Source organism: Pseudomonas sp. PONIH3 (assembly GCF_002934345.1).
Classification (GTDB): Bacteria; Pseudomonadota; Gammaproteobacteria; order Pseudomonadales; family Pseudomonadaceae; genus Aquipseudomonas; species Aquipseudomonas soli.
On record NZ_CP026386.1, the window covers coordinates 937,218 to 951,730 of the forward strand.

Annotated in this window: 9 protein-coding genes and 1 pseudogene; 1 reads left to right on the top strand and 9 read right to left on the bottom strand. The window is 64.5% G+C overall.

Translation table 11 applies throughout. The annotated features are described in order from the left end of the window. Positions 1-2 precede the first annotated feature (2 nt). The 8 genes from C3F42_RS04135 to C3F42_RS04170 all read right to left on the bottom strand — a co-directional run bounded on the left by C3F42_RS04135 (position 3) and on the right by C3F42_RS04170 (position 11,091). On the bottom strand, positions 3-656 hold the full coding sequence (locus C3F42_RS04135) for a c-type cytochrome (protein WP_094011120.1): 654 nt from the start codon (positions 654-656) through the stop codon (positions 3-5). A gap of 9 nt (positions 657-665) precedes the next feature. After that, the gene (locus tag C3F42_RS04140) at positions 666-2,153 is read right to left on the bottom strand and encodes an FAD-dependent oxidoreductase (protein WP_104444019.1); all 1,488 of its coding nucleotides are present in this window, start codon (positions 2,151-2,153) and stop codon (positions 666-668) included. 75 nt (positions 2,154-2,228) lie between these two features. Next, the gene (locus tag C3F42_RS04145; protein ID WP_104444020.1) at positions 2,229-2,945 is read right to left on the bottom strand and encodes a hypothetical protein; all 717 of its coding nucleotides are present in this window, start codon (positions 2,943-2,945) and stop codon (positions 2,229-2,231) included. A 63-nt stretch (positions 2,946-3,008) separates the two neighbouring features. Continuing rightward, the gene (locus C3F42_RS04150; protein WP_094011117.1) at positions 3,009-4,370 is read right to left on the bottom strand and encodes an FAD-binding oxidoreductase; all 1,362 of its coding nucleotides are present in this window, start codon (positions 4,368-4,370) and stop codon (positions 3,009-3,011) included. 239 nt (positions 4,371-4,609) lie between these two features. Then, positions 4,610-5,563: a YCF48-related protein gene (locus C3F42_RS04155; RefSeq protein WP_104444021.1), complete on the bottom strand. Its 954-nt coding sequence runs from the start codon at positions 5,561-5,563 to the stop codon at positions 4,610-4,612. Positions 5,564-5,573: 10 nt separating this feature from the next. Beyond that, a complete protein-coding gene (locus C3F42_RS04160; protein ID WP_177182905.1) occupies positions 5,574-7,982 on the bottom strand; it encodes an RND family transporter in 2,409 nt (802 codons plus the stop codon). A 14-nt stretch (positions 7,983-7,996) separates the two neighbouring features. Next, positions 7,997-9,583 (bottom strand): DUF1302 domain-containing protein, encoded by a 1,587-nt coding sequence (locus C3F42_RS04165; RefSeq protein ID WP_094011114.1) that lies wholly within the window; start codon positions 9,581-9,583, stop codon positions 7,997-7,999. Positions 9,584-9,666: 83 nt separating this feature from the next. After that, complete coding sequence (locus tag C3F42_RS04170) at positions 9,667-11,091, bottom strand: DUF1329 domain-containing protein (RefSeq protein WP_094011113.1); 1,425 nt, start codon at positions 11,089-11,091, stop codon at positions 9,667-9,669. 415 nt (positions 11,092-11,506) lie between these two features. On the opposite strand from C3F42_RS04170, the pseudogene C3F42_RS04175 reads away from it, so the two are divergent. Continuing rightward, positions 11,507-11,875: pseudogene (locus C3F42_RS04175) on the top strand (LLM class flavin-dependent oxidoreductase); the annotation flags it as partial. Between the two features lie 82 nt (positions 11,876-11,957). Here C3F42_RS04175 and C3F42_RS04180 read toward each other — a convergent pair. Beyond that, positions 11,958-14,369, bottom strand: a complete 2,412-nt coding sequence (locus tag C3F42_RS04180) for a TonB-dependent receptor (protein ID WP_023631396.1) — start codon at positions 14,367-14,369, stop codon at positions 11,958-11,960. Between the last annotated feature and the right edge of the window lie 144 nt (positions 14,370-14,513).

Genomic DNA, 14,513 nt, shown 5'->3' on the forward strand with positions numbered 1-14,513 from the left:
CGTCATTTCGGCGCAGTGGCGAGCGAGGCGAGGTAATGGGCGAGCGCCTTGCGATCCGCTGGTGACAAGGTTGCGCTGATCGCCTGCATCGAACCGCTCGGATCGGTCCGCCGCCCCTCGGCAAAGGCATCCAGTTGTGCCAGGAGGTAGTCGGCGCCCTGCCCCGCCAAGCGGGGGAATGGCCCCTGCCCCAGCAGATGCTCGCCATGGCAGGCCATGCAAGCGCCCGCCGCCGCCAGCTTGCCGCCTTGCGCGCGCAGGGCCGGGTCGGGGTCGAACCCATGGTTGTCGAGCGCCGGCTGACGCGCGTAGTAATCGCTCAGTTCGAAGATCTGTTTTTCAGTCAGGCTCATGGCCAGCGGCTGCATGTTCGGGTTCATGCGCTGGCCACTGGCAAAGGTGTGCAGCTGTGTCTTCAAGTAGTCCGCGGGTTGTCCCGCCAGGCTCGGATAACGTTGGTGCAGGGAGCTGCCTTGTTTGCCATGGCACGCCAGGCAGGCATCCGCCGTCTGTGGCCAGGGTCCCTCTGCCTCGTAGGCCTGGGTGGTGGTGTCGAGATAGTCCTGCAGCCGGTACAGCCCAAGCAGGTCGCGCCCGAACAGCGCCAGCAGTACCACCAGCACTACACCGGTAACCAACAACAGTTTCTTTTTCATGACCGCCCCTCAAGCCTGACGCAGCGAAGCGAGCGCCTGCAGCGCGCCCTGATGACCCGAACGCACCGCGCCATCCATGTAGCCCGCCCAGATTTCGGCGGTTTCGGTCCCCGACCAGATCAGGTTGCCGCATGCCGGACGCAAGGACTCCCCATGCTGGCTCCAGAAGCCGGGTGGGATTGCCGATACGCAGGTAATGCTCCAGGGGTCGGCCTGCCCCCAGTCATGGTCGTGATAGCCGATTGGGTTCAGCGCTTCGTCACCCAGGGATCGTGCGTAGATTTGCGCCAGCACACGCTGAGCCGCGGCAGGTTCGGACGGCACCATGGCGTTGACGATAAAAGCGTTGATTACGCCGATTTCGCCATTGGGCGGCGAGTTGTCCCACGCCCACAGCACCTGCCCCTTCACCTCTACGGTGTGGCCATTGAGCCCCTTGTCGCGCCAGAACGGCCGCTTGTAGACCATGGCGGTCTTGCGTGCCGGGCTGTGGGCGGGCCAGGCACGTTGCAGCGCGGCCCGGCCTTCGGGCAGTGCGGGCTGGAAGCGTACCTGGTTGCACAGCGCAGGATGGATCGCCACGATGACCCGGCGTGCGCGGACCTCGCCCTGGTCGGTGACCAGCCTCACCACCTCGCGGTCCCAGTCGGCGATCTCGCGCACCGGGCAGGCCAGGCGTAGCTTGTCACCCAGCGCCTCGGCCATGCGTGTGCACAACAGCTGCGAGCCGCCGACGAAACGTGTGCCCTGCGCACTGTCCTTGATCGAGTCGAGCTTCATGTAGTCGCAACTCGCCGAGTTGATCATCGACAGGAAATGCAACAACCCCATCCTGGCCGGTGGCACGCCACCGGTGAGGGTCAGACTGGTGTCCCACCCCGATCGATCTTCAGGCTTGATGCCTTGCCGGGCCAGCCACTCGCCCACCGAGAGTTTGTCCAGCTCCGCAACCCTTGACGAAGTCCAGGGGGCGCCAGAGGGCACGACCTTGGACAGTTCGCTGAGCTTGGCGCCGATGCGCTCGTCCGTGCCGAAGGTGCCGTGCAGGTCAACCTCGAGCCGCCCTTCCCCGCCAAGCACTACGGTCTTGCCCTGGTAGTAGGTCGGGAAAGTATCTATCTGGAGCTCACGCGCCAGGTCGGCCACCGCAGTTTGCCCAGGCCCGATCCACTGGCCGCCGGCTTCGGAGATCTGGCCCCCGCCCAGGTCATGGTTCAGCACCCGGCCGCCGACACGATTGCGTGCCTCCAGCACCACGAATGACTGGCAGCCTGCGTTGTGCAGGTCGCGTGCGGCGGTCAGCCCTGCCATGCCGGCACCGATGATCGCGACGTCGAGCACGCCATCATCGCTGTCGCGAACGCGGGCCGTGCCTTCGGCGGCGCTTGCCGGCAACGCGTGCAGGCCCAGGCCACCGACGGCCGCCGTGGCGCCGGCGAACTTCAGCAATTGCCGACGCTTGAGATCGAATGAATTGGAGGGGGGCTTTTCAGCCATTTCGCATACCTCGCACGGTTGTAGTTTGAGCACGCGCCTTCGGGCAGCGCGTGGTACGGCTGGCGAACCTGCGGGTCACGCGCCAAGCGCAAGGCGCAGCGAGCGTCGGCGCAACTGCACGCCGAACAGCATCATCCAGAACGGGAAGATCAGCACCACGATGACCAGCAGGACATTGGTCAGGGCATCGAGCTGCGGGAAAAACCCCGCGATGAAGTACAGGCCGAAGCACCAGCCGACGATCTTCAGCGGCAACAGGATCGAAGCCCCCCATCCCGCATGCTTCAACTGGCTGCCGACCACCATCCCCCAGAACAGCACGACCGGCCCCTCGCACCACCACAGCCCGCGTTGGCTGCCCACCGCAATGCTGGTCCAGGTGACTTCGGCGGCGGCCTGCACCGCCGGTGAGCCGCTCTGGTGAAGAGCCGCGAGGGTATTGAGCACCGACAGTTGCAAGCCGGCGCCCACCACGCCCAGGACCACGTACGTGGCAATGGCCAGGGCGGCCACGTCACCCAATGCGCCGGCCTGGTCACGGAACGCCCGCCAGAGGTAGCCGCCGATCACCAGCAACGGCAGGTAGAAACCCAGCAGGTCGGCGAACATCGACAGCCTGAAGTACTGCCGCAGCTGCTCCGGCAAACTCAGCATTTGCGCGCCATCCAGGGTCACCGTCATGTCGCCGTGCGTCACCATCAGCATGAAGCCGACGTTCAGGTAGGCAAACAGACCGCCCAGGATCGCAGCCCAGGCCGTCACTCGGACGGCCTCGTTGGAATTGCTGTTCATGCGTGCTCCAAGGTTGCGAGCGCGGGCCGGCCTCAGGCGGGCTGGCCTGCGCAGTAGAGAAAGTTACTGGGCCTGGAAGGCCCGGGCTTTGCGGTTCAGTTGGCGGTCGAGCACGTTCACACCCGCCAGAGCGGCCTGCATGGCGCACCACTGCAGCGGTTCGGGCAGGGTCGAAGGTGTCTTGTGGCGTAGCGCCGCCAGCAGCGGGTGCTCGATACCGCCGATGCGTTCGGCCAATAGGTGGCCAATTAGCGACTGGGTACCGACGCCATGGCCGGAACAACCGGCGCTATAGAGAATGTTGTCGCGGGCACCTGTGGCGCCGACCACGGGTAAGGCGTCGTAGGCCAGGCTGATATAACCGCTCCAGCAAGCATGGATGGGGGTGCCACGAAGCGTTGGGAAACGTTCGCCCAAAGCCTGCTGCAAGGCTTTGTAGGCGGACACATCCGGCTGGTTGGGCGTGGCCGAGCCGTAGGCATAGCCAAGTTGCTTGGTGGTGACCAACAAGGTGTCACGCGCCGTCAGGCGATGACTCTCCATAGTCCAGTGCGGGGTGACGATCCCTTCTCTGCCCTGCCATCCCAGGGTCTGTAGCTGCGCCTTGGACAACGGCGCGGTCTCGATCGCCGAAACCCGCAGCGGCACCACCTTGTCGCGTAGCAGCCCCAACTGCGGCGTGTAGGCATTGGTGGCCAAAACCATGAATGGCGCGCTGGCACTGCCGCGTTCGCTGCGGCAGATGACGGTTGCGCCTTCCTGATAGGACAACAGCCGGGTCTGCTCGAACAGTCGCACCCCGGCCCGCAGGGCGGCGCGGCGCAGCCCCATGACGTACTTGCCGGGATCGAGCGTGCCGCCGTGCTGCGTGCAGCCGAACAGGAACGCTGGCGGGATCCCGCGGGCGCGCATTTCATCGGGTTCGACGAAGCGCGTGACAGAGCCCAACTGCTGCCCCAGTGCCATGCCATGGCGCAGCTTCTTCTCCTGGGACGGGTGCACCGCGGCGCGGATGATGCCGGAGGGGTTGTAGTCGCAGTCGATGGCCAGTTCACCCAGGCGCCGTTCCACGTAGCTGACACCTTCATCGTAGAACGCGACTATTTTCCGCGCCTGCTCCACGCCCACCCGTTTGTGGAACAGCTCGAACTCCACGCCCATGCTGCCGGCCAGGTATCCAGCGTTGCGGCCACTGGCGCCGAAGCCTGCAAAATCCTGTTCCAGGACCACCACGCTGGCACCCAGCGCAGTCAGCTCCAGTGCCGTGGACAGGCCGGCGAAACCGGCGCCGATGATGACCACATCGGCACTGACATCGCCCTCCAGCGCTGGCTGCAGATCGTCCGGGCGCTCGACCCAGCCGCCCAGCAGGCGGAACCGCTGTGAACCGGGGTTGGGCTGCGATGTATCGCTGAAAGTATTCATGCACGCTCTCCAGGCAGCGGTAAAACCGCTGTGCGGCAGGCGCTCGAGAAGCGGCTGGCACACATGACGATCCTCCTGCGGCTTGTTGTTGTGTTTTTTCGACTCTACTGCGCTGATTGATTTAACGCAACTAGTGTTATGTATTTTAATAAAGAGCATCCTTGCCCAGGATCGCCAGGGGTGTGCACAGGTTCAGGACGATGCGCTTGTGCCGCTTGATGCCACAGGCGGCACACACTTCAGGGCAAAGCTTTCCCCGGTCCACGCCGGGAAAACAGCAACGGCCCATCCTCGCCACCGGCCAGCGCGGCGGTCAGCGACACGCCGTCCTTGCGGCGTGACAGCGTGAACGTGCGCCCAACATCCTCGCTGCGCGCCTGCAGGCCATCGAGCCCCACCGCGACCACTTGCTGGCCGTCCACCACGATCGAGGTGATCGAACTGCGACTGTCCAGCGCAATGCGCTGCCACGACGCGCCGTCAGGCGTCCCGCGCAACAAGGTGCCACGCTGCCCACCCACCAGCAGCCCGCCATCGGGCAACACAGCGCCCGTCCAGAGCGTGCCGTCGTAGCCGGTGTCCAGGTATCGCCAGGTCTGCCCTCGGTCGTCGGAGCGCAACAGCTGCCCGCGTTCGGCCGTGGCATAGAGCCTGTGATGACGATCATCGACGAACAGGCTCATCAGGTTGAGGTCCGCGCGGCCGGCGCCCGCAGGTGCCGGCAAGTTGCGCTCGGTCCAGGTCGCCCCGCCATCGTCGGTGGTCAGCACCAGCGACCACAGCCCCACCGCCACGCCCCGCAGGTTGTCGAAGAAATGCACGGCGAACAGCGGCCTGTCCTGGTCAGGGGTCAGGCGCTGGAGCTGCCAATGCTCGCCGCCATCGTCGCTGGCAAGAATCGCCCCCCAATGGCCCACCGCCCAGCCATGCCTGGCATCGGCGAAACTGACGCCGGTCAGGCTGCTGGAGACCGGTACGGAGCGGGCCTGGTGATAGTTGCGCCCGCTGTCATCGGAGAGCAGCACGACGCCGTGATCGCCCACCGCGACCACCCGCTTCTGCGCCCAGGCCGCCCCCAGCAACATGGCCTGGGTAGCGTGCGCGACAGGTGCCGCCGGCACCGCTTCGAGGGCGCTTGCCAAACAGGAGGCGGTCGCCAGGGTGACGCCCAACAGTGTTTTCAGATATCCCATACCGCTCTCCTCAATGCGCCAGCGCGCCGATCCTGCGCACCGGGCGCTTGCGTGGGAAGATCCGTTCCAGCCAGACCGCGAACGCCGGCAATACGGTCATGGCCATCACCATGTTGACCATGAACATGAAGGCCAGCAGCTTGCCCATGTCCGCCTGGAACTTGAGCGCGGAAAACGCCCAGGTGGCCACGCCGACCGCCAGGGTGATTGCAGTGAAGATGGTCGCCATGCCCACCTCGCGCAGCGACAGCGCCACCGCGACCCCCACCGGCTGGCCATCGGCCTGGTGCAGCTGGATGCGGTTGTAGATGTAGAAGGCGTAATCCACCCCGATACCTACCGCGAGCACCATCACCGGCAGCGTGGCGATGGTCAGGCCTATCTGCAGCGTCTTCATGAACCAGTAGCCAATGAAGGTGCCGATGGTCAACGGCAAGCAGCACACCAGCACGGCGCGCCAGTCGCGATACACCACCAGCACCAGCAAGGCGATGGCGGCATAGACATAGAGCAGCATCGGCGTCTCACTCTTCTCCACCTCCTCGTTGATGGCGGCGATCACCCCGGCATTGCCGGCAGCCAGGCGTACGGCAACGCCGGGCAACGGCTGCTCGGCGCGAAACGTCTTGGCCGCCTCGATCACCCGGCCGATGGTGGTGGCCTTGTGGTCCGCCAGGTACAGGTGCACCGCGGTCATGCTGCAATCGTTGCGCATCAGGCCTGGGCTGCGTGCCACTTCAGCGGCCAACGACGAATAGTTCATCGCATCGATCGGCACCGCGCTCATCTTCGGGTTGCCCTCGTTGTAGCCTTCGTTGAACTGACGCATGGCCGAGGAGAACGACGCCACCGACAGCACCCCCGGCACCCCTTCCATCGCCCACGCGAAGCGGTCCTGGTATTGCCCAAGCTCGACGTCCTCGCAGGCGTTGCCACCTGCGTCACCCAGCCGCCCGGGCTGCACTTCGAAGACCACGCTGAGCCAGTCGAGGCCGATGTCGTAGTGGCTGGCGATGGCCAGCGCATCGCGGTTGAAGCGCGCGTCTTCGCGCAGCTCCGGTGCCCCGGCCTGCAGCGAACCAACCACGCGGTCGTGGCTCTGCCAGACGGCCGTGGCGAACACCAGCAAGGCCACCAGCATGACCCAGCGCGCATTGCGCCATTCGGCCAGCGCGGCCAGCCACGCCAGGCGTGCGGCGCGACGCTCGCGGGCGGACTCCTCGCGGGCCGCGTAACGGCCATCGACCTTCAGCATCGAGGCCACCAGCGGCAACATGACCAGGTTGGTGACGATCTTGAAGGCCACACCGAGCGCCGCGGTGATCGCCAGCTCGCGCACCATGGGGATGGGGATCAGCAACAAGGTGATGAACGACACGAAGGCCGTCACCAACGCCAAGGTGCCCGGCACCAGCAACCCGCGGAAGCTCGAGCGCGCCGCCACCGCGACCGTGCTGCCGGCGGCGATCTCGCGGACGATGTAGTTGATCTGCTGCACCCCGTGGGAGACACCGATGGCGAACACCAGGAACGGCACCAAAACCGCCAGTGGGTCTAGTCCGTAGCCCAACAGGCGCAAGCTGCCAAACTGCCAGACCAGCGATGTCAGCGAACAGCCCAGCGCCAGCAAGGTGAAGCGCAGCGAATGGCAGTACCAGTACACCGCCACCGCAGTCAGCAACAGGGCCAGCAGGCAGAACTCCAGCACCGCCGCCGCGCCATCGGCGATATCGCCAATCTGCTTGGCGAAGCCGATGATCTGCACCTCGAACTGCGCATCCTCGAACCGTTGGCGGATCTGCTCCTCCAGCACCCGGTTATAGGCCACGTAATCCAGGCGCTCGCCCTTGGCGTCACGCTCGTTGAGTTCGGCGGTAATCATCGCGCTGCGCTGGTCACGGGAAACCAGGGTACCGATGAAGCCGCCCTGGGCGGTGGAGTCGGCGATCCGGGCGATGGTGGCGCTGTCCAACCGCTCGGGCGTCACCGTCCCGGGTACCAGCGGGTCGGCCCGAAACCCCTCCTCGGTGATCTCGTTGACGAACGCGTTGGGCGTCCACAGCGAGCGCACGCTGCTGCGAGAGATGCCTGGCAGGAACGTCACCGCCTGGGTCACATCGTACAGACGACGCAGGCCCGCCTCGCTCCAGATACTGCCTTCGCGGGCCCTGACCACCAGGGTCAGACGGTTCGCACCGAGCAAGTCGCCACGATACTGCCTGAAGGTTTCCACGTACTCGTGGCCGATCGGCAGCTGTTTCTCGAACCCGGCATCCATGCGCAAATGCACCGCGAACCAGGCCATCACCGTGGTGAACAAGGCCAGGATAAGCAGCACCACACGCCGGTGCCCGAACAGACCGGCCTCGATGCGCGGCAGGACGCCGCGCAGCGATTGCTTCGATACATCGATAGACATGTTCACGGCAGGCCTCACAGAGTGCGCGACAGAACCACGCCGACATAGTCGCGGTCACGCAGCAGTTGGTCGTAGGCCGTGTCGCCCCCCATGAACTTGGCATAGTTGAACGACAGCTGCCAACTGGCGGGGTTGCGCACGAAGTTGAGGTACAGGTTCAGGCTGCTGGCGTCTTCGGTGAAGGTTGCCGCCAGGTTGGGCGTGCGCCCGCCCAGCGAGCGCGCATAGAAGATGCCCGGGGTCACCTGCCAACCGGGCAGCAGGGTGCCGTCGTAGGTCAGGCTGAAGTCCAGGTTGATCCCCGAAGAAGTCTTGTCGCCGTGGGCCTTGGGTGTGCTGGTCGGGTCTAGCTGCCAGGTGTTGGCCCCGGCGGCGATCACCTCGCCGTCGTAGCTGTCGTGCAGCCCCGGGTACTTGATGACCACCAGCTCGGTCAGCAGGGTGCCGGTGCTTGCCCCTGTCAGGTCCAGCAGCCGCGGCGAGTTGGAGGGCGTCATGCTGTACAGCCCGGTGAGGTGCCACTGGAACTTCTTCTCGTCCTTCCAGCACTTGCCCCCGTTGTTCGCGCACAGGTCGAGCACCGGGTTCAGGGCAACGGCATCCTTCGGTCGGTAGGACAGCTCGGTGCCCACCGCCCAGTCGCCGAGCGGCAGGTTGGCACTGATGCCATACATCATCCGGTCTTCGGGATAGACCCAGTTCTGCGACACGGCGAAGGTGTCCGGATCAAGCAACCGAGTGGTCAGCGAAGGCAGCTTGTCGTGGTAGCGCATCACGTACACGCCCACGTTGAGGTCGCTGTCCTGGGGCTGCCAGCGCAGCGAAAGCCCCCACTGGCCGCTGTCGCGGGCGTTCTTGTCGTCGAAACCGTACGACTTCATGCCCTTGCCGAGCGCGGTGGTGTACGACCAGTAGCTGCCCACCGGCGGCAGTTCGCTCTTGTTCCAGGCGAACTGGTAATAGGCCTCGACGTTGATCCCGGCCCCCAGCCCAGAGGCGACGCTGAGCATCGGCGCCGGCAGCACGGCTTCCTTGAGCTGCACGCCCGGGCGCGACAAGGCCTGCACATCGTAGGCGTTGGTGTTGTTGATACCACCCTGCACGAACAGGCTTTCGCCCCAGTTGATCACCTGGTTGCCCAGCCGGGCGCGTACGCGCTGATCGCCCACGTCGAAGCCCTTGCTCACCCACAGGTCGAGCAGGCGCGCCTTGAACTCGAGGTCATCACGTGCCGAACGGGTCAGGCCGTCGCTACCCACGTCCGCCGGTGTGTTGAAGGACAGCGCACCCGTCGTGTCGCTGGCGGCGAAGTCGCGAATCCAGCTGCCCCGGGCCATGAAGGTGAAATCCTCGGGCATCTTGAGCAGCAGCTCGTGAGTGCCCTTCAGGTAGTGGGTGAACAGGTCGCCCTTGTCGTAGTTGAGATCGCCCTGGTCGCCGATACCTGAAGTCTGGGCCAAGCACCCCGCAGGAGGGTGATGGCCCGTCGCCCCCTGATTGATCAGGTTGCAACCCCGGGACTCGGTGCGTACGCCCATGCCATAGGAAATCGTCGAGTCGAAAGCCCCCCTGACGGATTCGGTTTCAAAGGTGAACCCCATTGCCAAGGGGGTCATGCACGCAATAGCAAGGCCTGAAACTTTTGTGATTGTTTTTTTCATGACGGCGCTCTAGAGGTGAAGGTTCAACGTTCGCTGATGGCCCGCAGGTTGTCGGAGGTGTAGAAATCGCGCTTCAGGCGCGGGTTACCGGCATCCTCGGTGAGCCAGCGATGATCCTTATTGCCAACGCCGATGGAGGTCATGTCGTAGAGATAGCGGCCATCGACCAGGTTGTACTGGGCCTGGGCCTCCATGTCGCAGGTGCCGGTCTCGTAGACCGGGATGGTGTAGCCCTCGCGAACCTTCCAGATCTGCCCCTGTTTGTCGTAGTCGACCGCCATCAGGCCGTTCCAGCTGTCCTCGTCGATGTAGAACACCCGCTTGGGCGCCTGGTGACGCATGCCTTGGCGCACGTTGGCCTCCACCACCCAGACCCGGTGCAGCTCGTAGCGGCGTGCCTGGGGCGCGATGGCGCTCTGCTGCGCGACATCCTCGATGCGCGCCGAACCGTCATAGGCACCGAACGCGTTGTACGGCACCAGCAGCTCCTGCTTGCCGACCAGCTTCCAGTCGAAGCGATCCATGGGGCCGAAGAAGATGTTCGACTCGTCGATGGTGTACTGGTTGTCCAGGCCGATCTGCGGTGCATCGTAGGAGTACGACGGCATGCGCCGTACCCGTCGCTGCCCGGGGAAGTAGTAGAAGGTGCTGGCCTGCTCCCCGGCCTTGGTGGTGACCACCCCCGCCTGGCCCGCCAGGGCGGCCGGCTCGTAGTAGTTGAAGTAGGTGGCCACTTCCAGGCGGTCGAACGAGGAGAACAGCGCACTGCCCTTCTGCCCCCAAGGGGTATACATGAACCAGTCGGTGGAAGTGCGCAGCCAGCTTCCGCCCGCCTCGCGCGGCGACAATCCGGAGACCGTCTTGGACATGTCGAAGCCGACCCCGCGGTAGCGCATCTTCATGTTCCACATGACCTCGGCCCCCGTCGTGGGCAGAGGGAACGGAATGCCGGGAACATGGGCCTCTTGCAACGCCAGGCCTTCGCGGTCGAGAGTGGCGAAGCCGACGTTCTTGCGCGTGTTGTCGACCACGAAGTCCGGCGCGCCGCAGCTGCGCCGCGTCGGGTAGACGTCCATGCGATAACCCGGGATCTTCTTGAACAGCTCGAGCTGGCCGGGCGACAGTTGCTGGGCATGTTGCGCCACATTGCCGGCGTCGATGCTGAACAACGGCTTGTCGTCCTTGAACTTCCAGTGCTGGCCGCGTACCTGGCCATAGCTCCATCCCGAGTCCTGTTTGCCGGGGACCACCCAGGCCGGGATCGAGCCGTCTGCGTTGGCCGCCACCTCGCCGCCCAAGGGGGTCAGCTTGCCGCCCAACTGCCCGGCGTCAGTCCCGGCAGCCTGGGCCGAGCCGAAGACGGCCAGGGCCGCGAGCGCCACCACCAACGGCCGGGCTACTGCGCAGCAGGCATGGCCGCCATAAAGGTGCTGAATCACGTCTTTCATTGGAAGGTCCTCATAGGCTTTGAGCTGCCGCCGGTCATTCCTGATGCCAGGAGTGGGGACGACAGGGTCAGTTCGACACCCCGGGCGCGTACCCGGGCAGAAAGCCTTGAGCAAACCACATGCCAATTTCGTAACAAGTGTTTTCTACATATTTATCATTTAGTTATCATTTTTATAACGATTGATATGTGATACTTGAAAACTCATCAGTGCACGTTGTTGGGACTACGCCTGCACCAAAAGCGTGAATTTACGAAACATGTGTTACCTAAATATGTTGTCGCTCCGGACAGGCAATAAGGTGAGTGGTGGGGTTTTGCGCACCTATCAAAACGAGTCCCCTGCACTCTGGTCTCCGACAAGCTCCCTTCCCAGCCAAACGATGAACGCTTGCACTGGCGGACACTCGAGCTTTTGGCTCACCTACCCGCACGCCACCCACGACAGGCACGGGCCGCTGCGCCTGGCGGCAAAGGTCCACGCCTGGCGTGAAGCGATACCGGGTGGCGGTTTCCGCCCGCACATGATCAATGAATGGATCGACCTGGACGACGACCCACACTTTCCCCGAACGCCCCTGCAGGGCGGTTACGTGCTGCGCACAGGGCGCCATGGGCTGGTCGAACTGCTGGAGGAATGGCGCGAGGCCGGGGTGAACCACGCCGCGCTGGGACTGCAGATGGCCAGGCGTCCAGCACAGGAGATCATCCAGGAGCTGGCCGAGGAGGTGTTGCCATTGTTTCCGACGCTGCCTGGGCCGCAGCCTCATTCACAAAGCTGGTAGCGCCAGGCAGCCGCAGAGCCTGTCCATCGCGGTATGTCGGGTGGCCACAGCCATGGGCGCCACCCGACCTGCCCGACGTGGATCAGAATGCGTAGACCAACGTCGCCGTGGCACTGCGCGGGGTGCCGTACCACCCGCGCCCACCGATCGCGGAGTAGTACTTCTCATCCAGCACGTTGTTGAGGTTCAAGGCGACGCTGGTCTGCGGCGTGAACGCGTACTGCGCCATCAGGTCGACCACACTGTAGGCGCCTTGGTTGAACGTCTCCTGGTTCGGGCCGGCGTTCTTCTTGTACTCCATCCCCTGCCAGCGCACACCGCCGCCAATCTTCAACTGTGGCAAGGACTGCAGTTGGTAACTGGTGAACAGCTTGAAGGTATCGCGCGGCACCTCAGTGAGCAGACGCTTGCCATCGGAATCTTCGGCCTGGGCATAGGTGTAGCTGGCGGAAACCTGCCAGTCAGGCAGGATCTGCCCCGCGATCTCCATCTCGAAACCACGGGTCTTGGTGCCGGATTCGGCGCGATAGGCCTGGTCGCCGTTCGGTGCCAGCTTGTCGCCGTCAGCCACGGCCAGGTTGTCCTGCTGCACCTCGAAGACACTGAAGGCGGTGGTCAGGCGCTTGTCCCAGAACTCGCTCTTGATACCCAACTCGTAGTTCACACCTTCCAGCGGCTCGATGTAGCCGCCACTGGCATCCTGTCTGCTCTGCGGCTTGAAGATCGCGGTATAGCTGGCGTAGGCCGACCAGTTCTCGGCGAAGTCGTAGACCAGCCCCACGTAGGGCGTGACAACCCCGGTTTCGCTGCGCGAGGTGCGCGTGGTCGCGCCGCTTGACAGGGTGGTCCCGGTTTCGTCGCGTTTCCAATCGATCACCCGCGCGCCGGTGATCAGCGACAAGTCATCGGCCAGGCTCCAACGCACCGACGCCACCAGGCCGTCCTGGGTTTCGTCCAGCGCATCCTGCGAATACTTGTTGTGGATGGCGTCCGGAATCGCCAGCGAACCGTCCCAGGTATGAATGTTGTCGATCGGCTGGCTCGTCCATAGCTGGTAACCGGGATTACGGTAGTAGGCCCGGTAGTGGCTGGCGCCGAGGTACGCTTGATGCTCGCGAGAAAGCAGCTCGAACGGGCCGCTGGCGGACAGGTCGAACGACGTCTGCCGGGGCTCACCCGCCCAACGCCCGGTCCAGGTGCTGATACCGCTGCCATCGGGCTTGACGCTACCGGCGGCGGCAGTGGCGAAGGTGTCGTCATAGCTGCGGCGACTGTGCTCGGCATTCAGTTTCAACTGCCAGCCGTTGTCCAGCTGGTGTTCCAGCGTGGTGAACAGCGTTTTCGTGCGGCGCTTGTGGTAGCTCCAGTCCGAAGCCGAGTTGAACGATCGCGACGGTTTGAAGTGACTGCCATCGGAATTGAACATCGGGAAGCCGTGGTTGCCCGCGCCGTCGTTGTCCATCTCCTGGTACTCGGCGCCCACGGTCAACATCGTGTTGTCGGTGACGTCCCACTCCACCACGCCGTAGGCTACCTGGCGCTCCAGCGACTGCCGGTCGACATGGCTCTGGCTGTCGGTGGTCGAGGCGACGAGACGCCCGCGCACGTGGCCGCTCTCCGACAGTTTGCCGGACAGGTCCAGCTCGGTACGGTAGCTGTCCCAGGAGCCCGCCTTGAGGGTCAGCTTGCGCTGCGTCTCGAGGGTCGGCTTCTTGCGCACCAGGTTGATGGTGGCACCGGGATCGCCAGTCCCCGACATCAGGCCGGTCGCTCCGCGCACCACCTCGACCCGGTCGTACGACACCATGTCGGCCAGGTCGTCGCGAAAACCGAAGGTATCGGGGCGGTTGACGCCATCGACCTGGATGCTGCCGACCTGGAAGCCGCGCACATAGATATGGTTGGCGTCGCTGCCGGCCGGCCCCATGCTGTCGACGACCACGCCCGGCGTCTGCTCGAGCACCTGGGTGACGTCCGTCAGGTTCTGGTCCTCGATCTGCTGACGGGTGACCACGCTGACCGACTGCGGCGTCTCGCGTGCCGACAGGCGCAGGCCGGTCGCGGTGCTGGCAGAACCTGTGGTGTAGCTGCCGGTGCCTTCGCTGGTGCTGCCCAGGCCCAAGGCATCGACGCTGGTAGCGCCAAGCTCGACGGCGCCGTCGTTCTGCACCTTGCTCAGCACATAGCGCTTGTCGCCCACCTGCTGCACGCGCAGCCCCGATCCCTGCAGCAACGCGGAGAAACCTTGCTCCAGCTCGAAGCTGCCGTGCAGCCCCGAGGAATGCAGCCCGCTGGTTTCGTCATTGCTGAAGCTGATGGTCACGCCGCTGGCGGCGGCGAACTGGCTGATCGCGGAAGCCAGGCTGCCGGCCGGGATATCGTAGCGCTGCGCGGCGGCCCAGGCGGTCGAGGTCGCCAGCGCGGCGCCGCAAAGGCTCAGTGCGAGGGTCGCCTGGCGAATACTGCAGGCTAGCGAGGTACGGCGTGCGGACATGAAAAAGGGTTCCTGTTTCGGGTTGGCTTGGGCACGCTTGATGCGCGCGCCCTCAAGAGCCGAAGCAGCGAAGGAAATCTGCTACCCCAAATGCGAAAAATTCTCGAATGTTTGAGAGCGGATGAGATTTCACCCACGGTTCCC